This is a genomic window from Psychromonas ingrahamii 37 (assembly GCF_000015285.1).
Taxonomy (GTDB): Bacteria; Pseudomonadota; Gammaproteobacteria; order Enterobacterales; family Psychromonadaceae; genus Psychromonas; species Psychromonas ingrahamii.
In genome coordinates this window covers 554904-578623 of the sequence record NC_008709.1, presented here as the reverse complement: position 1 = coordinate 578623, position 23720 = coordinate 554904, and the positions used below count along the sequence as shown (strand labels likewise).

Genomic DNA, 23720 nt, shown 5'->3' with positions numbered 1-23720 from the left:
GTCTCTGGAAAATAGCTAACGAATTATATTTAAATCATAAAACGGCTCCATATATATACAGAGAGAGTTCAACGATTGAGCTGATAAAGAATCTCATTTTTTGTTTTATTGGCAGGGAAATTAAAACGTTTTAAAGTCATTAAACTATCCTTTACTTCACACAATCCGACATCCGTTGAAAAAGCAGCACGATAGCCAGTTTTTTTCAGCAAGCTGATAGCTAAATCATTATAATTGCCATTGGGGTAACAAAAATAATGACATTTTCCTGCTAGCTCCTGCTCTATGCGCATTTTTGACTGTTGTAATTGGATTAAAATTTGCTCTTCAGGTAAGCGATCGACTCGCAAATGATCAACAGTATGGCTTGATACATCTAAGCGACCTGTTTTTACCGCTTCTCGTAATTGTGGCCAAGAAACCATAGCAGACCAATCATCATCAGTAGATATCTCTCGTAGTGCTTTCCCTGCACGAATTTCAAGCATTTCAGATAACGCATTAAATAACTGATTCATTTCAATATCCTCAGTAAATACTTGCTTACAATGATCTCTGAATGCTTGGTAACTCGTTTTTAAGGCTTGCCGAGAAGTTGCATCAAAACAATACTTAGCTCCTTGGTATTCAAATGAGATTACCCCTCCCATATTCTGTTGCAGTGCATAATCTAAGCGGTCAAACCAAAAAGGCAAGCCTGAATCTATGTAGCCTGTGGTAACAAATAGGACTGGCTTAATAGCAAATTGCTCGCAAATAGGCAGGGCATAATCAATATTGTTACGATAACCATCATCGAAGGTAATGAGTAATGCATTATCAATTAATGGGATTTTTCCTTCTAGCATGTCGATACATTGCTTGACAGTGATAAATTGATAATAACTAGATAAGATACCAAGTACACGCTGCAATTCACCAGGAGAGAGCTGCGGCCTTAGCGGATTCCAGATTGTATTGTCATGCGGAGTCATCACACCATGCAACATTAACACGCTAATTTTATGACGATTTTTATAGTGCAAAAAATATAAAAAACCTAACTTATCTAGACAGCTTAATATTAGTTTTTTAAAAATACGTTTCATTATAATAAACACCTGAGTTAACATTACATCACGATTTTTTTGTGTCTTTTTTATTAATCATAATATTTAAGCAGATTCTGATAGTGAGAAAAGACGCTATCCACATAATTTTCTATAGAAAATTTTTCCAAGTTTTTCTGTGCCATTTTAGTTAGTTGAAGCCTAAGCTCTGAATCAGAGAGCAAACATACAATTTTATCAGCTAGATCTTCGGCATCTTCCCTTCGAAACATAAGACCATTATTACCGTGAACTATAACTTCGGGAATGCCTCCTGTTTCAGCAGCAATGCATGGTAAACCGGCAGCCATTGCCTCAATAAGCGCAGCAGGCGTACCCTCTGAGCGTGAAGGTAGAATGAAGATGTTACTTGCCTTAAGAATTTCAGGAATATCGCTACGATTACCCGCAAAAAACACATGCTTTTGCAAATCATATCGCTCAATTTGCAAACATATTTTTTGATAGAATTCTACAGATGTTTTTTTCCCAACCAATAACAGTTTTGCATTTGGAATTTCTTTATAAACCCTTGCAAAGGCTTTTATTGCGATGTCCCACCCTTTTACCTCAATGAAATGACCAACAGCAGTAATAACAATATCTGATTGTTGAAGATTAAATTCATCTCTTATACCAGCACCTGTTATTGTCATGAATCGTTCAAGTGACACAGGTACTTGAACTGTGGCTACTTTATTTTTAAAACCGACTTGTTCATATATTTCTTTTCCTGCTGCATCACTTATTGCCAATATTCGATTCGAAAACAAGCAAGTAATCCAAGTACTTGGCATTAGCCTTTGCAAACCTTTAGGGGTAATACCTTGCTCATAATAAGAGGACATTGCTAATTTAGACCACACTCTAATAGGAACCCTCGCAAACATAGCGGCTATGATTGGGCTGGTATGATCGTTATAGCAATGAAATACATGACATTTTATTCCCCAAAGGAGCTTAAAATTACAATAAATACTCGCGGGATCAAAATTACCTTTAGATCTTGGTTGATAAATAATTTCACAACCAGTTTGTAGGATAGGATCAATCAATTCAGAGTTCTCAGGGTATTTTGATAACACTAACCAATTATTCCAGCCATGTTCAGCGCATTTTTTAATTAACATCAAAAAACTAAGCTCTTTCGACGTTGCAACATTCGGACACCCACCCCAATAGTGGACAATATTTATTTTTTTTTGCAAGTGCGACCACCTTTAAATTAATTATTTGATGCTATGGATCTTTAAGCAAAACATAGTTCTTATTATGTTAGCACTGATATTTTATTACATATACTTGCACATCATTTAAAAATCATATTCTTACAAGTACGAATGAAACCCATGGCAATATAATTCAATATATTCTTGCAGATTGTAACGAGCTGAATAACTAGGCAAGATAATTATAAATTTAGATCTAAATTTAACTTTCGCAAAGTAAGGATTAGATCAGCACATAATTTAATTTTAGGTACTTGACATGTTCACTGCTTTCTTAGAGCACTAAAAGGCTATTACTGTAGATAAAATATAATGTCAGGGGTCCTATAATTTTTTATTAGCACATTGGTTTATGACTAATGATGTGATCTAAAACACTTCATAATCTTGCCGTTACTAGAAAACTGCAAGATCTGTTGCTACGCTATTTATTCATATAAAATTAATGTAGGTCAACAGCATGGACGTTAACAACGCACTCATTGGGTATTCTGGTTTTGTCGGTTCCATACTCTTGAAGCAGAGTGATTTTAAAAGCTTATATCGCTCTACAAACATCTCTGAGATAAAAAACAAGACTTTCGATACTGTTGTTTGTGCTGCTGCCCCCGCCGTAAAATGGCTTGCAAATAAAGAACCAGAACAAGATAAACAGTCTATCAACTCTTTAATTGCTCACTTATCTACTATTAAATGTAAAACATTCATTTTAATCAGTACTGTTGATGTATTTAAAGATTCCTCGGAGGTTGTAGAGTCAACACCGGTAAATATCGCTGGATTACATCCGTATGGATTACATCGATATCAACTCGAAGAGTTTGTTAAAAAAAATTTTCCTCATCATCTCATTGTGAGGCTTCCAGGCTTGGTTGGACCAGGATTAAAGAAAAATGTTATTTATGATTTTTTAAATAACAATAACCTCGAAGCTATCGATAGTCGTGGAGTGTTTCAATTCTATCCAATGGTCAACTTATGGTCAGATATTCAAGTTGCAATAAGCAATAACTGCTCATTAATTCATTTAACATCAGAGCCTATTTCTGTACAAGAAATTGCTGAACAGTGCTTCAACTTCCACTTCAAAAATCAATTGGCGAACGAACCTGCCATATATGATTTTAGAACGGAGTTTGCTTATTTATATAGCCGTACTGGCGAATATCAGTACGCTAAAAAAGAAGCATTCTTAGCTATTCGTAGTTATGCACAATCCGAAAATAAAAAGGAATGTAGCTAATGCTCTCTATTTCAAATATAGCTTGGGATGTCTCTCTTGATCAGGACGTCTCTGAAATACTTGTTCATCATGGAATGTCTCATATTGATATTGCACCTCCAAAATATTTCCCCTCCCCCAGCCAAGCAACCAACGATGATATTTTGAAGGTTAGAAATTATTGGCTTGAAAAAGGAATTGAACCACTTGGAATGCAATCATTGCTATTTGGAACAAAGGATTTAAATGTTTTTGGTTCAATAGATATACGGGATAAACTTTTAGCTCATCTTTCTGATATCTGTCATATAGGTAATATATTAGGAGCAAAAAAACTCGTTTTTGGCTCACCTAAAAATCGGGATAGAGCGCATTTAAATGATAAAGAAACGCTTGAAACTGCAGTTGATTTTTTTAATCGTTTAGGAGATATCGCTAAAAGTGAGAATGTTGTTGTTTGTTTAGAGCCAAATCCCGTCTGTTATCAAGCTAACTTTATGACTAACAGCCCAGAAACTGCTGAGGTCGTAGAGGCCGTTAATCATGAACATATTCGAATGCAACTTGATATCGGTGCTATGCATATTAATCAGGAATCAGCGAATGAAATTATTGAGCGATTTGCCCATTTGATAGGTCATATTCATATTAGTGAACCACAATTAGCCCCTCTGAATATTAAGAATTTATTTCATAGACAAGCGGCAGAAAGTATCCATCATTATTTACCTGAAATGCCGATGACTATTGAAATGCTCACCACTAACCGCTCGATGACATTGACTGAAATTGAGCAATCCATTCATGTCATCAAAGAAGTATATCAAGATGATTAGCATGAAATGGTTAATCCTAATCTTAGGCATCTTATCGAACGCTTCAGCCAGCGTATTAATCAAAGTAGCGATGTCATCAAAAGAGGCTCCTATACAGTTAAGTAATCCATTATCAATTATTGGTAATCTACCTTTGGTTTCTGGAATAGCTCTCTATGGAATGGCTTTTATTCTTTATGCATTAGCACTAACTTACTTACCCTTAAATATAGCTCACCCTATATTAACGAGCGGTTCAATTGCTCTGGTCAGTAGTGCCTCTGTTTTATTGTTTGGAGAAAACCTCTCAATAATTAATGTAGCTGGGATATTTTTTATTATTATTGGTGTTTGGGCATTAACGGTGAATTAATATATGGATATAAATGTAGATATAAATGTAGATATCACCATTATTGGTGGTGGTTTTTTTGGATTATACCTTGCTGAGTATTTCTCTCGTCTGAATAAAAAAGTGCTTGTTATTGAAAAAGAGAACGATGCGATGCAAAGAGCCTCATATAACAATCAAGCTCGAGTGCATAACGGCTATCATTATCCACGAAGTGTGCTGACAGCTTTACGGTCACGTATTTCATTTCCACGTTTTGTAGATGAATTTAAACCCTGTATTGATAACGATTTCGATAAATATTATATGATTTCAAATCGATTAGGTAAAATCACACCAAATCAGTTCCAAAAATTTTGCGATCGCATCGGTGCAACACATGAATCTGCACCACCTGAAATTCAACGTTTAATTCAACCTAATATGATTGATGGCATATTCAAAGTTAAGGAATTTGCTTTTGATTCTGTTTTATTAAAAAAAACAATGCTTGATCGTATTCAAAATAGTGGTGTCGATATACTATTTAACCACAACGTGAAGACTATCAAGCAGCATCAATCAACTTCACGACTTGAATTAAAAATTGATTCTGACACTGAAACTATCAACATATCAAGCAAACAGGTTTACAACTGCACCTATTCATTACTTAATTCAGTACTCAATGGTTCAAACATTGAGCTTATCCCTCTTCGACATGAAATGACTGAAATGTGTGTCGTTGATGTGCCCGATGAGTTAAAAAAAGTCGGGATCACCGTTATGTGTGGTCCCTTTTTTTCAGTTATGCCATTCCCTTCCAAACAAGCTCATTCTTTTAGCCATGTACGCTATACCCCGCATTATGAATGGGATGATAATAATCAATCTCCCTACGTAGATGCTCATAAGCTTTATAGTGAAAGCTTTAAACGCAGTGCATGGAAGAAAATGAAATTAGATGCGCAACGATATATCCCTATTTTGGCAGACGTAAAATACAAAGAGTCTCTCTGGGAAGTCAAAACAATATTACCAAGAAGTGAAACGGATGATTCTAGACCTATCTTATTTAAAGCTAACTATGGCTTACCAGGCTTACACTGTGTAATGGGTGGAAAAATCGATAATATTTACGATGTCATACAAACCATTAATAATTTAGGGTTGGATGTATAATGAAAAGTGAAATATTTGTATCTGTCGTTTTGATTGTAAAAAACCAGACAGATAAACTAATAAACTATTTAGATAAACTTTCCCCCTATTTGAATGAGCAATATAATGACTATGAAGTTGTCATTATCGACGAAAAATCTACTGATGATATTGAACATAAATTAAGAAAATCACTCGAGACTCATCAATCTATACGCCATATTCGCCTATCACAAGAAGTGAGCACTGATGTGGCGTTAGCGGCTGGAATAGAGAATGCGATCGGTGATTTTGTTGTGAATCTGAATATCCTAACAGACCATCCTGAACTGGTGAATGCTCTGCTAGAAAGCGGACTTGCCGGGAATGATGTTGTGGTTGGTGTTTCTCAAAAAATAAACTCTTTCATATATCGGCATTTAAGAAAACTTTCGACATGGTTACTAAAGTCTATTGGTTATAGCCTACCAAGTAATTCAACGGGTACTTTTTGCTTTAGTCGCCGGGCTGTAAATGCCATTACAGAATCAGGTCGATTTTACTGTAAGTTACATTTAAAAATAGCGAATACTGGTTATACATTATCTCCTTTTCTTTGTGATGACTTCATCAGTAATACACATAAAAAAAGTCTCACTCACGGTATAAAAGAAACGCTCCATCACATGGTCTTTAATTCAACAAAACCGCTTCGCTGGATGAGTGCTCTTGGTATATTTGGCAGCCTTATGGCAATGTTATTCTCGTTCTATAGTCTGATCGTTCATTTTATTAATGATCAAGTTGCACCCGGTTGGACAACAACAATTTTATTCATGTCCTTCTTGTTTGCGATGATGTTTACCATGCTTTCATTCTTTGGTGAATATTTAGCCAGATTGTTAAATGATCGAAGTGAACATAAAGAATACAATATCGTTTATGAGCGAAATAGCTCTGTGATGTTAGATGAAGATCGCAGTAATGTGTTATTTACTTCTTTGGGTGAAAGTGTAAACAACAGCCAAACAGGTAGAAATCGATGAAATTAAAAATAACTATAATATTACTTGGCTTTTATTGTATTTTTATCAATGCACTAACGGGGTCAATTCTTGTACCAACGTTTCACTTGGATGGTGCTTTTCAGACTGCCAGTGGTTTATTTCGCCTAGACTCAGGACAACTACCGGGGAAAGATTTTTTCCCCTATTTAGGTATCGGCCCCATTTTAATAATTTTCCCTGTTTTTAAACTGGCAGGAAGTGATCTCATTGCAAGTTCATTTTCAACACTATTTGTCACAAGAGTTTTAGCCTGGGTTTCTGTGTCACTAGTTGTGCATTTAATTTTAAGAAGTAAATCGTTTATATCATCACTCTGCATAGGAATAATTCTGTTGATAATCCTTATAGGAATTGACAAGAGTGGATTTTTCATCAATAAACCATTTTCTTTTTTAATCGACCCAGGCACCTCATTAAGACCAGTGAGGGCTTCTGCACCCTATTTGCTTGGAATACTCAGCTATTTTATAGTAACCACTTCCATCCCCTATTCTTTAAAAAAGTATTTGGCTGGAGTATCAGCGGGTATATTTCTGCTTTGGTCAAATGACTATGCATTACCAACAGTTGCAACGTTTTCTCTATTTTTTTGTATTTACTTTTATAAAAATTCTGCAACTAACTGGCTCAAAGATGCGCTAGTATTTTCCTTAATTTTAATATCAACATGGCTAGTGCTTTTGTTGTTGATAACCGCGGGACATCCATTAGAGTTATTAAAATATAATTTCAGAGATGTTGCGACTGATCAATGGTGGTATTTCAGCCCTTATTACGATCGTATATTCCATTTATCAGACCTTGGAAAATTGATAAATGCAGATCTACTCATACTACTAGTATTTTCCATTTATGCTTACAAGACAAAATACATTGAATCAATAATTTTATGTATAATTGGTTTTGCCCTATTCTTTGGCGGAGTCCTTGCATCTATAGGCGGCCACTTTACCAAAATTTATTTTAACGCTTATCATGCTTGGGCAATAATAATAGCTATTATTTTCACAATAAACTTAATTGTTAAATTAATTAGTAAAAATATCCAATCAAATCAAATTTTATTCCTAAGAAACTTAGTCAGCCCTAGCATTATAATTTGCCTACTTATGGTAGCTTCGGCTGGCTCCTATAAGTATTATCGTAATTTAAATAGTGTTCAAAACAATAAGTATTTTTATTATATTGATGAGTTTGGAGGGTACTTAAATGTTAAGTGGAAAGACTATATAGAGTTCATTAAGCTTAATAAACACAAACCTATCATTGAGGAATATTGGGGCTTAGCCAGTGCATTAAATAGAACATTCTCACCCTGGCCCGTTGATTCGGTTATTCATGCTTTAGGTGACGTGAGAAAAAAAGCCCAAGATAGCTTGGTTAAGGCAGATTATATAATCACTTCAAAAAATGGTAATTTTTCCATTTGGCAACCTTGGAGCGTAAGCCAAAATTTTTGGTTTTATAAAACGTTATTTTCAGAATGGGAACCCATTTTTCACTCACCTGCAACCACCATTTGGAAAAAGCTCCCACATAAGCGAACAGAGCAAAATGTGGAATGTGAAATTACTAAAAATAGAGATGCATTTACCATAAAAACAGATAAAACCGGTTTAATTAATGTGAAGCTGAATTATTCAATAACCGCTAAAGGCCGTTACTTATCTATGGTAAAAAACAATTTATCCTATGCTTCTGATGCTGCCGGCTATGTTTCTATAAATCCAAAATCAGATAATGCCTTTTTTCCAGTCCTTAGCAAAGGAGATGAGAATGAAATTTATGATGCGAAAATTGTTGGTAGCGATAATGGTGAAATAATTATCGAGTCATGTGAAGCGTCTCGATTTATCATTGACCTTGACGATGAGGATGAAATTTACCCTTCAGTCTTTAAATAATAAGCACTCATTTCCAAAATAAATAATGTGTATTATCAATACAAAATTAAGCGACAGAAAACAGGTGGAAATATATGGTGAATAAACCTAAGTACTACGAAATCCCAAAGTATGAGCAATTATTTACATCTGAAAAGCAGCATGACTATTGTGTTGCTATCTTTGTCATAAATGAAGGCGAAAAGCTCCATAAGCAGTTACAACGTATGAAAAATTCAAACTTGAATGTAGATGTTATTATTTCTGATGGTGGCAGTACCGATGGTTCGACAGATAATCAAACCTTGAAAGACTTAGGCGTTAATACATTACTGGTCAAAAAAGAAAATGGAAAGCTAGGAAGTCAAATGCGCATTGCTTTTGCATGGGCAATTGAGAAAGGTTATCAAGGTATTATTACTATTGACGGAAATAATAAAGACAGTGTAGAAAGTATTAATAATTTTGTTGGAAAACTTAAACTTGGTTATGATCATATACAAGGCTCTCGATTTATACCGGGTGGTAAAGCTATCAATACGCCAAGATCACGCTTATTAGGCCTAAAACTATTACATGTCCCAATGATGAGATTAGCTTCTGGGTTTAAGTACACAGATACAACTAATGGATTTAGGGCATACAGTAAAAAATTACTCTTAGCGAATAGTATGGCTGTATTTAGAGATGTATTTACTAGCTACGAATTTCATTATTATTTGGCAATTGAAGCTGTAAAACAGGGATATAAATGTATAGAAATCCCTGTAACAAGAACATACCCGAAAGGGAAAGTACCTACAAAAATATCGCCTATCAAAGGTAATTTAAATATAATTAAAACGCTAATATTTACTAGTATGGGCGGTTATAATGTTAAATAGAGCAAACCTAGAACATAAGACATTTCAATTAATGATAATACCTTGTTTGCTCCTCCTTTTTTCTTTTCTCTCTTATCAAGAAAATTTATTTAGAGTGATATCTGACCCTTCTTTTAATCGGTTTCAATATGCTTCTGAAATTTTGGTTATTGATGGTCTTAATTACACGAAAAATACGGGGAAAGATTTATCATTAGGTCATTATGAGCGACTAAAAAAAACTATTTATCCTGATTCATATTTACTTGCAAAAAAATCATTTAATGGAAAATTGAATGAAAAAGAAACTAAGTTTGATCCCTATACTTCACAGATAGGATTACAATTATATTTTTATTCATTTTTATCAAATAATATCAATATGAGTATACAAAATTTAAAACAAATCACTTCATTACTAATGAGTTTTGTTGTTTTACTTTTTTATTTTCCTATTAAAAAAGAATTTGGATTTTTATCTGCAATTGGCTTTTCCGTCATTTTCATTTTTAGCCCATGGGTTGTTACCTTTTCAAACAACCTGTACTGGGCGATGTTTACTTGGTTTATCCCTATATTAATTACATTTTATCTATCTCATTCGGCATTTAAATCCAGTAAAAGGTTGTTGATAATGTCCTGCCTGTTGATAATTTCATTTTTAATTAAATTTTTATGTGGATATGAATATATAACAACAATTGCAATAACATCATGCCTCCCCATATTTTATTGGGGTTTTAAGACAAAGGTTACAAATGTAAAAATAATATATGTACTATCCTCAGTTATATTTTCCTTTTTGGCTGCCTTTATCATTTCACTTGTTTTGTATTCCTCAGTATACGGTAGTAGCAACTTAGAAAAAATAGTTACCAAAAGGGTTTTATATTCAGATATTCAAAAACAAATAAATGATTATTGCAAAGACAATAAGACACAAGATTGTAAGGATGAATTCATTAAAGACTATGCGCCATCCTTAAATGCAAACCCAATCAAAGTCGTTGCTACCTACTTTAAGTTTAGGTCATTTCTCCCTTGGTCCGGCCCACAAGATGGGGAGGTAATAAGCGCTGACAAAATAAAAATCAAAAAATGGATCAAGCAACCTTATTTGTATGAAAATATTATTAATTTAGAAAAACAGAGTTATAAGTACATGCTAGAAACCGTTTTAAATATGATTTTATTCTTAATTTTTAATATATTGATTTGTAGAAAGGCAATGAAATCACAAGATAAAAAAGATATTATTTTAATTGCAACTGCTTTTTTAGCCCCCATATCTTGGTATGCTTTAGCCAAAGGGCACTCATATCTCCATACACATATAAATTACATATTGTGGTATATATTGTACGTGCCGTTAGGAATGGCTTATTTACTAAAGAACGATAGCCCATGTGTTAATCGCACAGTAAACCAAGCTTAAGGCATGCTTTGGAATTTATTTTGAAGCTAAGTCATATCCTCGTTAAGCACAATCGGTGTCCTGACTTTATAATTGTTTATAACTGGGCTTAACCAGAATACCAAGTATAAAAAGTCTATTTAAGAATCTTATATTTTGCAACAAGCTCCCTCCTGAAATCCCAATGTCAAAATGGCATACAGATAAAAAGAAACTATACTCAGAGTAACGTCTTGTACTTGTAAGTATCTTTTTCACATGGAGCTAAAAAATGAACAGATTAATAACACATATAAAATATTTACTCCTAATCTTACTAATTTCGACGTCTAACTACGTTTCAGCATATACAATGCCAGTAGGTATTCCAGAGGCAAGTATAGACTTTACACAAGATGCACCTGATAGACCTGTCGATTGGTCTTCTGAAGTCGCAGGTTACTATTACATAAATACACAAACTGGTAGTACCGCACAAACATATGGCACTCCTACCGCACCACGTAAATACTGGCCGGCTAATATTAAACCAGGCTCTTATATTGAAATAGCGGGTGCATTTTCTAATGGCTTCTCAAGCGGTGGTAGAATGTTTACTATCAATGGTACAGATGATACATGGGTTGCGAATACATCGGGCCCCGTTTGGATTACAGGCGCTAAAAATGCCGAAGGTTATATTGAAAAAATTGGTTTTCAGATAACAGGTTCAAATGTTTATATCTCTGATCTAAACTTCAAAAATGGCGGGGCATTACAAATAAGTTCCGCTACAGTCGGCTATCCAGCTAAAAACATAGTCGTAAGGAATGTTGATATCGTGGGTGGTATGGCTATTGAGGGTAACTCACCTACATCAGGTAGTGATAACATAATAGTTTATAATAGTACCTTCCATGACGCAGGTGATATAAATGCGGTAGGTGATGAAGATGCTCATCTTATGACCGTAGGCGCAGGCTGTTCAAATATATGGCTGTTAAATAATACTGCCCACACTGCTTCTGGAGCGGGGCTTCAAGTACTTGGTGGCCCAACTAGAGGAAATACTCATAATGTTTATGCGGCTGGCAATGAAATTTACAATGTTAGACAGGCAGGCATGTGGGTTAAATACGGTTCAAATGTAGTTTTTTCAAGTAATTATATTCACGATATAATTAGTACACCGTGGTCAGTGTCTAAAGGTATGGGCGCACAGTATGAGCCAGATGAGTTATGGATGATTAACAACCATGTTCATGGAGCGGAATACGGAGTACGTGTACCATCAACTAACGGCACAGCGTGGAGACAAAAAGTATATGTTATTGGTAATGTAATCCATGATATAAGACCAGTGCAATCCGATACGTTCCCAGGACCGATTGAAAGCACTTCATCTTGGCAAAGTGCCGCAATTCATGTAAATGGAGCGCATGACCATTACATATATAACAATCTAGTCTTTGACGCACCTAACGGTATTGATTCATCAAGTGCGGGCATTACGAGAATCAGAAATAACATTGTTTTAGATGTTACAAAAGCACATGTTAATGAGCCAACGGGTTACCATATCTTAGCTGAAATACAAGACCTTAATGAAGAAGTTTTTATTGACAACAACTACATAGGGTCTGGTATGTATGCGCAAGTTCGGCATGGCATTTACCAAACATCCGCTGCTTTAAATGCGGTATCTGGAGCAAGTGACAATATAGAGGGAACTAATATTATTACAGTGGCTAATATTGATGCGATAATGAATGCACAAACTATTGATAGTCAAGGGTTCACTGCACTAGAGGATGCCGGTATCAATGTTGATAATATTCTAGTAACAGCTTTTAGGTCTAATTTTACTGATACAGTTGGAATAGATAGAGATATTTTTGGTGTCCAACGTAAGCTAGGCTCAATGGATATAGGACCATTTGTAATTAATGGGCTTCCTCCAACAGCAGCAGAATTGGCAGCAGCAGAGTTGGCAGCGGCTGAAGCGGCAGCAGCAGAGTTGGCAGCGGCTGAAGCGGCAGCAGCAGAGTTGGCAGCGGCTGAAGCGGCAGCAGCAGAGTTGGCAGCGGCTGAAGCGGCAGCAGCAGAGTTGGCAGCGGCTGAAGCGGCAGCGGCTGAAGCGGCAGCGGCTGAAGCGGCAGCAGCAGAGTTGGCAGCGGCTGAAGCGGCAGCAGCAGAGTTGGCAGCGGCTGAAGCGGCAGCGGCTGAAGCGGCAGCGGCTGAAGCGGCAGCGGCTGAAGCGGCAGCGGCTGAAGCGGCAGCAGCTGAATTGGCAGCGGCTGAAGCGGCAGCAGCTGAATTGGCAGCGGCAGCAGCTGAATTGGCAGCGGCAGAAGCGGCAGCAGCTGAATTGGCAGCGGCAGAAGCGGCAGCAGCTGAATTGGCAGCGGCAGAAGCGGCAGCAGCAGAATTGGCAGCAGCAGAAGCGGCAGCAGCTGAATTGGCAGCAGCTGAATTGGCAGCAGCTGAATTGGCAGCGGCAGAAGCGGCAGCAGCTGAATTGGCAGCGGCAGAAGCGGCAGCAGCTGAATTGGCGGCAGCTGAATTGGCAGCGGCAGAAGCCGCAGCAGCAGAATTGGCAGCGGCAGAATTGGCAGCAGCTGAATTGGCAGCAGCTGAATTGGCAGCAGCTGAATTGGCAGCAGCTGAATTGGCAGCAGCTGAATTGGCAGCGGCAGAAGCCGCAGCAGCAGAATTGGCAGCGGCTGAAGCGGCAGCAGCAGAGTTGGCAGCAGCAGAAGCGGCAGCAGCAGAATTGGCAGCGGCTGAAGCGGCAGCAGCTGAATTGGCAGCGGCTGAAGCGGCAGCAGCTGAATTGGCGGCAGCTGAATTGGCGGCAGCTGAATTGGCAGCGGCAGAAGCGGCAGCAGCTGAATTGGCAGTGGCTGAAGCAGCAGAAGCCGCAGCAGCAGAAGCCGCAGCGGCTGAAGCTGCTGCAATCATTCCTGAAAAACCGGCAAATATAACATTGACTCTCACGTCAGATTCATATTTCCCTACAAAACCGGGGAATGTGAACGTGATTCAAACACCGTAAGTCCTACTAAAAACAATAAACTACCTACCCTTGGAGTGGTCAAGTAATTTTGGCCACTCCTTCGTATTCAGCGCTTGTCGACGCTCAGATTGATTTGATGTTAACATTCTTGGCGTGCTAACTGGGGTGATTTAGACAACGAATGCGATTGAATCATTAAATGGTGTCATTAAAAATCTGTTAAAACGAGACAAGTATTTTCGAGTGATGATGCTATATTTAAAGTTATCTATTTAGCAATTCAAGCGGTTTCTAAAAAGTGGACGATGCCAATAAGGGATTAGAAACCTGCTTTAAATCGTTTTATAATCGAATTTGAGGAGCAATTAGCTCACCATCTCTAACGGGCATTTACACAGTCTTTTACAGCCTCAAAACTTTCGCTCTACATTTACCATTCTGCCCTTATTTTTTTAATGATTGATGAGCACTTTGCAGTTATTTCACTTGCTTTTAAAGCTATTGAATTGATATTTTCTCTGGTTTTAGGTGATATACCCTGTTATTCAGTTTTATATTAAATAGTCCAACACTCATTGTGCAGTTTTGATTCTTATAACCATGCACGAAACTAGTTCTGCTCATTCCCATTTAAGTTCTGTTGAAAATGCTTTCCTTGGCATTAATGACCTCATTATGTTTTGATAACACCTATAACAAAGTATTCAATTAAATCATACCATTACAATTCTCATCAATTTACATTTAATAACATTTTCTGTTTGCAGTTCAACTGCAGACCTCATATATATTCTGTTATCCGTTATTGAATATTTGATCTAGATAACCTAATGATTTTTTTGCATACCAAGGGCGCATGTGTTCCGAATCTTTATAGTAATATTTAAAATGTTCATTACGCACCATACAAATGTCACTGCACAAGTACTCAATAGGATCTATGATCAGTAGATTGTCCATTTTAGTTATGCTTTGCATTGCTCCATAATGAGTTGCATAGGCTTTTCTAGCCTCTTCAATAGCAATATAACCTTTTAGGTTATGCCTTACCGATAAAGTAGGGTTAAATTCATCTCCTTTAGGCTCACCTAAAATTACAAATACTTTTTTAGACTTATTCTTTACAAAATATAAGAACTCATTGAATTCAGATATTCTTAGATCAAGCTGTTCTTTTTTTTCAGCCTCTGCCTTAGGTAAATTTACATCCAAAACAAATAAAGAGGTAACGATCCTTTCAAAATCAACTTCAGCTATGACATCTTTATAATTTTTTATATTTGAGCAATCCAAATTTACCTTAGAAGTATAAGAAGGGGTTAAAAAGCACCCTCCTTCTGTTAAATAATATATGTTATATTCAGTATTTATCCCTGAAACATAGGGAAATGTCTGCTCAATATGGCTAGCCCCAATAAATAATATATTCTTATCTGAGCTGCCCTTAATAAATCGAATATTGTGACTTCCTATTTGTAAATTTGGTTCAGGATAGTTCCAGTCAGATATAGCACTAAGAGCATTACTATTTAATAACTGCTTTTCTTCTATGGATCTAAAGTTGAGGCCGTTAGTTAAGAAAATAACACTTCCAATAACACCAATACCCCATACCATATATAAAGGTTTACAATTAACATAATTTATCAATGAGTTGAAGTTATTCTTAAAGTTAATTTTTTCAATGTATTTATTGCTAATAAACCCAAGAAAAACTGAAAGTAATATGCCCACATAGATAAATACATCATTCAGAGAATAAAAATAAATCGCGACAACTATCGGCCAATGCCATAAATAAATTGAATATGACCATGTTCCCAATTTTTGGAAAACAATATTGCAAGTGATAAAGCTATCACTACGCTGAGCCTGAATCATCAAAAATGAACCTAAAACGGGGAAAACAGCTAAATATCCAGGCCATGCAACTTCTTTATTGATAAAGATATAAGAAGCAATAATGAGTGATAACCCGAACCATTCAAGCAGTACCTTTTGTTTCTTTTGGATGTTGGAAAAGCTAAAAGGATAAAGGTAACAAACACCACCAACCATCATCTCCCAAGCTCTTGTTGTTAGAAAATAATATGAAGAGGAAGGCCATTTATAAGTTGCTATTACGCAAAAAATAAAGCCTAAAATCGTGCCACCCAGTATCATTGACTTTATCACGGCTACAGGTAAAAACTTTCGGGCAGTAACAAGCACCAATGGATATATTATGTAAAATTGCCATTCAACAGATAACGACCAAGTATGAAGTAACCACTTTTCATGTGACGCAACATCAAAATATCCATCCTCTGACCAATATACAATATTAGACAAAAAGCCAATACTACTACCAACATGTTTTCCTAATACTCTGAAATCAAGTGGCTCTAGGTAGATCAATCCCCAAATAAGTAAGACCAAGCAAAGAAAGGCTAAAGCTGGGATAATTCTATTCGCCCTAGCAATATAAAATTTTAATACTGAAAAGCTTTCTTGCTCTATCCCTCTAAATATTATCCCCGTCATTAAAAAGCCAGAAATAACAAAGAACACATCAACGCCTGCAAAACCACCCGGCAACCAAGACTCATTAAAATGAAACAATACAACAGCGATGACCGCAATACCCCTTAGGCCATTAATATCTTTTTTAAATTTCAAAAAAACACCCACCATCTAGTAGATCATAATGAAAAATTATACAAAAAACAGCGTATAACAATACGGTTACAAATAAAAATGATGACACAAAGCATTAAAATATTAATGGGAATAACAGTCAATATTTTAAAGTAATGTTAACCATCAATAAGAGGGCTATTTTTTCCTGAGCGTTTTTTGCTACGCTCAATATAAACTCGAAGTAAGAGCCCTATCCCCACCCACATTGCAACTGCACCTTCTCTCGGATAAAAAGTTTGACTTCCTGATGATGCGATCAAAAAAGCCAACAACAAGGCTAAGGAGACCCCACCCGTGACGACATATATTTTTTCAGAATTATCACGAAAAAGGCTTAATGAATACTTTAATAATAGAAGATATAATAAAAATACTGGAGCAGCTCCCACAAATCCATTATCTTGAAGCCATTGTAAATAAGCATTATGAGGGTGAGGAAAGTTTTCGGCCTCCCCATAATCTCGCTTTATTTTCAAAGTAATCCCTAAATTCTGCATAGCCTCTCGCCCAGAACCAAAGAATGGAGCGTCTTTAATTGACTTCCAAACAAGTGGCCACATCAAATTACGCCCAGAAGTAATCTCATAAAGATTTACTTCCTCATTTTCAAATTCTATGTCTTGTGTTCCGGCAGACTGCTCAGATGAAAAACCAAAGCCAAGACGCTCAATCGCAGAAGGGACAAACATTGTTATGGCTAAAAACATTAATGGCGCCAATAAAATATATTTTCGCCATTTAAATAAGCAATAAAAAATCCCGAGAATAGCCCAAGTAACATAACCAGTTCGCCCTCCAGTTAAAGCCATAGCCAGGAATACAATAAAACAACTAGGCAAAATCAGTAACCAATAATGCTTAGTGCTAACTAACTCTTTTAGACAAAAAATAACCCAAAAAGCCCCACTCATCATCATTGATATATTTACACGATGATAGCCTACGCTATTTGAGATGATTTTAGCCGCTTTATGCTGCAGGGCATCTCCCCCTATTGTGAGCGATCCCAATTTCATCGCTTTTATCACTTGCAGTGCCAATAATATTAACATTAAAGCTAAAGTGCCGATGGCAAAATCATATTGCTTACGATTGCGGCAACCATCAAAAATAATCATTCCTGGTAGCACCCATTTAAAACAGTTGATCAGATATTCATTGATGTCATTTATAGCCCCAGGAGGAGGGGCGCCAATGGTTGCAAACAATTCAATTACACCACTATGGTCATATAAGTATCTAATCAAACTAATGAAAATAAAAAATGCATATAAAAAAAACAAGGTGTTAACAATTTGAGGCATCTCCCAAGTTAGCTTTTCTTTTTTTCTATTGGAATACCAAGATAAAACTGTATTTATAAATAAAAAATTCCAGTGATTTAGCCCAGGGACTCCACCTATCGATTTAGGCATATCAGGATGCTCAAAGATCGCCATTAACAATACCAACCAGCAAGCTGCGCGAAACCAATCTTTCCAGGCGTAAGCACTTAAATAAGCAACCAATAAAGTAAGAAGTGTTATACGAATCATAAAAAATCAACTAATTTGAAATATTAATGCGTTGATCAACAAAAACAGATTTACCGCGTTCTGTTAACCGAATATCATCGACTTGTGTTACAGAAACCGCTATACGATGATCTAATTTCCTACTAATATTACTAATAATTCGCTGTTTTTTTTCAGCTGTAAAACCCTCTGCCGTTTTTATTTTTATTACTGCAACACCAGCCGTGTCTTGATAGAATTGATACTGCAATACATCATCAAAAGTATCATCATGCATATTAATTGCCGACCATGGAATTAAACTGTGATCAAAAGCCACTAAATGCTCCTGAATATTATGCCCCCTAATATTTTTAATTATCAAATGGTGCCGTTGACATGCCTCACAAAGATCACCGACATACTCCGCATAATCCCCCGTTTTATAACGGATAAATGGCATCACAGTATTAATAAAACCGGTACCGACTATTTCACCTATTTGTCCTCTTTCTGTGATTACCCTTCCCCTTTCATCGAGTAACTCTAAAAAACCATAAGTAGGCCATACATGATAATCAGTTGAGTGCTCACATTCTCCGGCAGCAACAAGCTTTTCGCTATGACCATAAGAAGAGTAATATCTGCAGTTAAACACTGACTCAACAAAAGCGCGCTGCTCCGGATATACATTTTCAGACTCTGCTAAAATAGCTTTAATATTATCAACCTTAATATTTTCTTTTTTGATAAATCGAGCCAGCTGATATATTGAGGATGGGTAAACATGTAAAAAGCAATTTTTTAATGTTTTAATGTGAGTGATATATGACCTCATATCATCATTACTCATATGGAAATTACTATAATAGTACTCTTTAAAGATTGGATCGTAGCTTTGGTGCACCCCTTTTTTTAAACCCGTCACCCGCCCTCTTAAAACAGCTTTGGTATTTCCAAGTTTAAACCCGGCTTTACGCCAGCCATCGACTAAATAAGCATATTCAATTTGCGAACGGCTTGCATTAATATAAAAGGCAAGAGGCACTCCACTTGTACCTCCTGTTGTAACATAGTCAACTCCCGGACTATCTTTATCAACCAGTAAAAGGTCATGTCTATTTTCATTAATAAATGCTTTATCTACTAACGGTAATTTTCTAAAGTCATCCAGTGTATTTATAGAATTAATATCTATTTTAGCTTGATCGTATAATTTCCTATATGCAGGACAATTTTCATAGCCGCTTTTCAACTGTTTTTTCAGTTGCTGTAACTGATATGCATCAACTTGTTTTTTAGTCCAATGATCTGCGTTAAGAATCTCTTTCCTCATTTCTCTGAATTTACGACCAATTAAATATTCTAAAGGAATATATGAAAGCACCATTCCTGATATGTTTTTTAGTACAGCTGGCATCGCTTCCCATACATTTTTCTTTGAAAATGATTTTTTCATATTAACGGTCCTCCACCATAAATACTGCCTCCCATTGTCTTCTTACACATTCAAGATCAAAGCGATGAGTCGAAGCAATTGCATTTTGAGAGTACTCATCAAGTTTTTGAGGGTTCGAGAGCAAGCTGGTTATTTGGTGAGCAAAATCATCAATAGAGTGATTTTCAATTAACGCTCCATTATACCCATGAATCAACACATCAGATAAATCACCGACATTCGGTACAATTGCAGGTAACCCTGATTTCAACCCCTCCAGCATTGAAAGGGACAATCCTTCTGAACGTGATGTTAATATGTATATTTTTGCTTGATGCAGCCAGCTGACAATATCATTTTGGTGACCAACAAAATCAACTTGCTCACTAATTGTAAGCTCTTCTGCCTGTTTTTTTAGGCTTTCCAATAAAGGCCCGTCTCCAATAATTAAAGCATTGCAAAGAAAATTCTGCTGTTGTAAATAGGCTAATATTTTTAACAACAACTCCACTTGCTTTACTTTAGATAATCTCGCCGTAAGCACCAAATCATATTTTTTATCACCGGCTTGTACAGATGGATAAAAAATATTTTTATTTATAGCTCCGGAAATAACATGAACAATATGATTATTAACACCATTTTCAACGAAAAATAGTTTGGCACCATTCCCCATGGTTATAATTTGCGTTGCATTTGCTGCTATTTTACAAATATACGCAGTTAAAAAATCATCTTTACCGTTTAAAAATTTAAAAAAATTATTCTCGGTTTTCCCCACTACGAGAGTTTCTGTAATGCCTCCTACACTGAAATAGATTGAGCGACACCTGAGTATATTCGCGAATAAAATAGATAACGTCCCATTAAATAAAATATGAAACCCACCGATATAATCAGGATTTTTTTTTACCACACAAACAGCAAAGGCAATTAAACGCGCGAGTGTTGAACCAATAAGTTTAGTTGAAATTTTAGAAGGGGCAACAACACTCAATCCCTGCAAATCATAATCAAGTTCATTACAAACAATATAAACATGTTTAACACTTTTACATGTCACTAAAGGTCGCAAATGAGCATCAATCCAGTTTTTTGAATAGAAGGTTCCAGTTAACACAATGATATTGCCTGATTTTTTTTTCTTTTTCTTAGGGAGCAAAGAAAACAATCTGATTAAAAAATATAAAGAAAAAATAACAGTACGACCCAAAAATATTTTTACTCTATACATAATTATGCTGCCTTATAGGTAGTTGATTTTAAAATCAGGAAAAATTAAAGCAGACCATTTTATCGATACACTTGCCTTACCACTCTTATCTGGCGGGTTAATTTGTAAATCTGAATATTTTTTTTTGTTGATATACAAACTAATTTTTTCTGGTTCCTCTACATACCAAGTTAAGCCATTAAGGTCTTCTCCAGTATATTCTGTAGAAAGGTTAATGTTAGTTTCATCCTCAACCGATTCCACAGTGAAGCTTAGCGCTTCTAAAGTCCGAAAATATCCTAACAACCGCCGAGTCGTCGCAGTTAAAATATCCCCTCTCTTTTGATAACTAGCTAATAACTCAAAAGAATGACGAGTTTCATTATTAAAGGGCCGATCAACACTAAACACCTTTCCCAAATGGCTGTATAAGATACTACTACCCTGTTTAGCAACTAGCGTATCAAGTACATTTTTAGTGAGTACATTATGGATACCTCGCGCTTTATCATTACTTGAAACGCCACCCCAGGATGGATTACAACGCAAAAACTCTATCACGGGCGTACCATCGACTAACTGTGTTTTCCGTAACACCTTATTATCCTTATGCATCGCATATTTTTGATTACCCAAACGTGCTAACCAACCTTTAATAACTTCCAATAAAATGGTTTTACTCGATGCTTTAATCTGTTTTATATTAAATATACTAGCGTAACTACGATTGCTATTTTGCGCCACACAACTGGTTACTCGGCCCTTCCAAATAAATGGCAAACCACCTGATTTAACAGTTAAATCACTATGATAAGCAGGCTTCCCAATCTCCGCACCTTGTCCTTGCATAATATCATTATCTAAATTTGTGGGTGCTTGGGCATGATCAACCCATACTTCAATTTTTCGTTCACTTTGGCGAATTTCATCCCAGTATTGTTCAATTTTCCCTCTTGAATTAACAAAATCACCAAACGAATGTAAACAATCAATATGTCCTGACTGAATCAGTTTTTGCACTTTTTCACGGCCATCATCATCGGTATTAGTATAAGAAAAATTATGAGCTGGCATATCAAAATAAATTGTATTACCTACTTCTAAGCCGACCCCTTTCCCAAGCAGCGTTTCTTCTGTTGTATTCAAATAACGCGCGGTTTCAAAATAAATTTTTTTATTTGGTGTTTCATCTAAGTCACTACAAATAGCCAGCATTGCACTATAAGGGTACGGGTACTTTCGTAAACTAACATCCATATTTAGTTAACCTTAATAAATATATTTTAAAATAATTCATTATTGAAATTTACAACGAAGCAGAAGTTTTTGCTGCATTTTATTGGGAACTAAATAAACGAAATAGATAATGATGGTGACTATACCCGCAAAGAAAAAAGTTACTGATGCTGTAATAATATCTTTAGCCTCAAAAGCTTGACGAGACCAATAAAGTAAGGCCAAAAATGGAATAACATATATAACTGGCCTGATAAAGCTGCTTTGCACATAACTGAACCATGACAATTCTAATTCCCGACATGTATAAATTGGCACAATAAGGCCATAAACAATATTCATCGGCACAACAAATAATAGGGCAGCAGTGGTTAATTCCCAATCATTGACACCGGAAAAAAGAAGACCTACCGCGAAAAAAGCAAATACAGAGATGAAAGCAAAAAGAGAAATTCTTCCATGTTGGTTCATGCCCATCAAGATTCGAATAGAGGTATCTTGTCCCATTGGCAGTACCTGACCAAGAGCTAAAATCATTACTAACGAGGATAGTGCATATTCACTACCCATCCAGTAGTATAAAACGACATCACCATAAATAAATAAAAACCCTAAACTAGGTAACGTAAACGCAAAACTGAGTTTTGTTGTACTGATAAAAAGAGACTGGATAGCCTTAATATCGCCAGATCCCTGCATAGAACTAGTAGTAGGTGTGAGCATTAACGTAAACTTAGTCATAAAGGTTTTGACTTGCTTAGTTAATGCCATTGGTCTTGCAAAAACAGCTAATGCAGCAGGCCCGATAGCACTCACTAGCATAATGCTAATTGTTTGTAATAAGAGAATGGGTGGAACATTCGAAAGCATGCTTTTAATGCCAAACACCAGCATCTCTTTGCAACTTATAAAATTAGCCATACGTAAATCAAACTTAAATTCTTTACATAACTTATTAACAAAAACAAAGCGTAAAGTTTCAAATAAAATGGTTGAAAGCAAATAACCAATTGCCATCCCAGCAACATTTAGATCTGTAAAATACAGCGCAATAACCATCAAAATTAATGAAAAAAAGCTGTCTCCTGCATGTAAGGCATTGTGAATATCCCAACGGTGGTAACCTGTTAATAACCCGCTTGCTGAGCCTGCTATCATTTGTACCGATACACTCAACCCTAAAAACAACACCACCCACTGTGCAGTTGCGATATTTTCTTGTAGCACATCACTAAAATAAATTGGTAATAGCAAGTAGAAAGAGATGGTACATAGAGCAGTAACAGTAGAAAAAATTAATTGCACAAAAACAGCTGAGTTTGCCACTTTGTTAAGTGAAAAAAAGTCACCAGATGAACGATGCTTTGCAATATAGCGATTGAAACATGCCCCCATTCCCAAGCCAACTAAACTTAAATAACTAACAAAAGACCAACCAAAATCCCAAATTCCAAGTAAATCTTGCCCAACTTTATCATCCACTAAACGTGGCATAATAAAACCAGAAAAAACAAGGACAAGCTGACTAACCCAACTCACCATTAAATTCCAAGCAAAGCGATCTTGCCCTGTTAAATCTTCTTTGGTCTTCCCAAGTGAATCTGTCGTCATTAT

General features: G+C 36.1%; 17 protein-coding genes and 2 pseudogenes. 10 read left to right on the top strand and 9 right to left on the bottom strand.

The annotated features are described in order from the left end of the window. Positions 1–68: 68 nt before the first annotated feature. Positions 69–1088, bottom strand: coding sequence for a polysaccharide deacetylase family protein (locus PING_RS02390; RefSeq protein WP_011768872.1), 1020 nt, complete (start codon positions 1086–1088; stop codon positions 69–71). Positions 1089–1141: 53 nt separating this feature from the next. Next, entirely contained in the window at positions 1142–2296 is a 1155-nt protein-coding gene (locus tag PING_RS02385) for a glycosyltransferase family 4 protein (protein ID WP_011768871.1), read from the bottom strand. Between the two features lie 481 nt (positions 2297–2777). On the opposite strand from PING_RS02385, the gene PING_RS02380 reads away from it, so the two are divergent. The 9 genes and pseudogenes from PING_RS02380 to PING_RS21740 form a co-directional block, all read left to right on the top strand. Beyond that, positions 2778–3560, top strand: coding sequence for a hypothetical protein (locus tag PING_RS02380; RefSeq protein WP_011768870.1), 783 nt, complete (start codon positions 2778–2780; stop codon positions 3558–3560). Continuing rightward, a complete protein-coding gene (locus tag PING_RS02375) occupies positions 3560–4375 on the top strand; it encodes a sugar phosphate isomerase/epimerase family protein (protein ID WP_011768869.1) in 816 nt (271 codons plus the stop codon). The genes PING_RS02380 and PING_RS02375 overlap by 1 nt, the downstream gene beginning before the upstream one ends. Position 4376: 1 nt before the next feature. Beyond that, positions 4377–4727, top strand: a complete 351-nt coding sequence (locus PING_RS02370) for a DMT family transporter (protein ID WP_011768868.1) — start codon at positions 4377–4379, stop codon at positions 4725–4727. A 3-nt stretch (positions 4728–4730) separates the two neighbouring features. Continuing rightward, positions 4731–5867, top strand: coding sequence for an FAD-dependent oxidoreductase (locus tag PING_RS02365; RefSeq protein WP_011768867.1), 1137 nt, complete (start codon positions 4731–4733; stop codon positions 5865–5867). Continuing rightward, complete coding sequence (locus tag PING_RS02360) at positions 5867–6871, top strand: glycosyltransferase (protein WP_011768866.1); 1005 nt, start codon at positions 5867–5869, stop codon at positions 6869–6871. Before PING_RS02365 ends, PING_RS02360 begins: the two co-directional genes overlap by 1 nt. After that, complete coding sequence (locus PING_RS02355; protein WP_011768865.1) at positions 6868–8796, top strand: hypothetical protein; 1929 nt, start codon at positions 6868–6870, stop codon at positions 8794–8796. Before PING_RS02360 ends, PING_RS02355 begins: the two co-directional genes overlap by 4 nt. Positions 8797–8870: 74 nt before the next feature. Beyond that, entirely contained in the window at positions 8871–9659 is a 789-nt protein-coding gene (locus tag PING_RS02350; RefSeq protein ID WP_011768864.1) for a glycosyltransferase family 2 protein, read from the top strand. After that, positions 9649–11073 carry a hypothetical protein gene (locus PING_RS02345; protein WP_011768863.1) on the top strand — a complete coding sequence of 475 codons (1425 nt, stop codon included), beginning with the start codon at positions 9649–9651 and terminating at the stop codon, positions 11071–11073. Before PING_RS02350 ends, PING_RS02345 begins: the two co-directional genes overlap by 11 nt. Positions 11074–11323: 250 nt before the next feature. Then, positions 11324–12358: pseudogene (locus tag PING_RS21740) on the top strand (right-handed parallel beta-helix repeat-containing protein); the annotation flags it as partial. Positions 12359–12949: 591 nt separating this feature from the next. Here the strand turns inward: PING_RS21740 and PING_RS21735 are convergent. After that, positions 12950–14011, bottom strand: coding sequence for a pentapeptide repeat-containing protein (locus PING_RS21735; protein WP_408635115.1), 1062 nt, complete (start codon positions 14009–14011; stop codon positions 12950–12952). Between the two features lie 210 nt (positions 14012–14221). Here PING_RS21735 and PING_RS21230 point away from each other — a divergent pair. After that, positions 14222–14370 (top strand): annotated as a pseudogene (locus PING_RS21230) (transposase); the annotation flags it as partial. Between the two features lie 472 nt (positions 14371–14842). Here PING_RS21230 and PING_RS02335 read toward each other — a convergent pair. From PING_RS02335 to PING_RS02310, 6 genes are all read right to left on the bottom strand, one after another. Next, on the bottom strand, positions 14843–16705 hold the full coding sequence (locus PING_RS02335; RefSeq protein ID WP_041766817.1) for an acyltransferase family protein: 1863 nt from the start codon (positions 16703–16705) through the stop codon (positions 14843–14845). Positions 16706–16842: 137 nt separating this feature from the next. After that, positions 16843–18261 (bottom strand): O-antigen ligase family protein, encoded by a 1419-nt coding sequence (locus PING_RS02330; protein WP_011768860.1) that lies wholly within the window; start codon positions 18259–18261, stop codon positions 16843–16845. Between the two features lie 10 nt (positions 18262–18271). Beyond that, positions 18272–19678 (bottom strand): phenylacetate--CoA ligase family protein, encoded by a 1407-nt coding sequence (locus tag PING_RS02325; protein WP_011768859.1) that lies wholly within the window; start codon positions 19676–19678, stop codon positions 18272–18274. Between the two features lies 1 nt (position 19679). Next, positions 19680–20891 (bottom strand): glycosyltransferase family 4 protein, encoded by a 1212-nt coding sequence (locus PING_RS02320; RefSeq protein ID WP_011768858.1) that lies wholly within the window; start codon positions 20889–20891, stop codon positions 19680–19682. 12 nt (positions 20892–20903) lie between these two features. Beyond that, a complete protein-coding gene (locus tag PING_RS02315; protein WP_011768857.1) occupies positions 20904–22127 on the bottom strand; it encodes a hypothetical protein in 1224 nt (407 codons plus the stop codon). A gap of 39 nt (positions 22128–22166) precedes the next feature. Further along, a complete protein-coding gene (locus tag PING_RS02310) occupies positions 22167–23717 on the bottom strand; it encodes an MATE family efflux transporter (protein ID WP_011768856.1) in 1551 nt (516 codons plus the stop codon). Positions 23718–23720 lie beyond the last annotated feature (3 nt).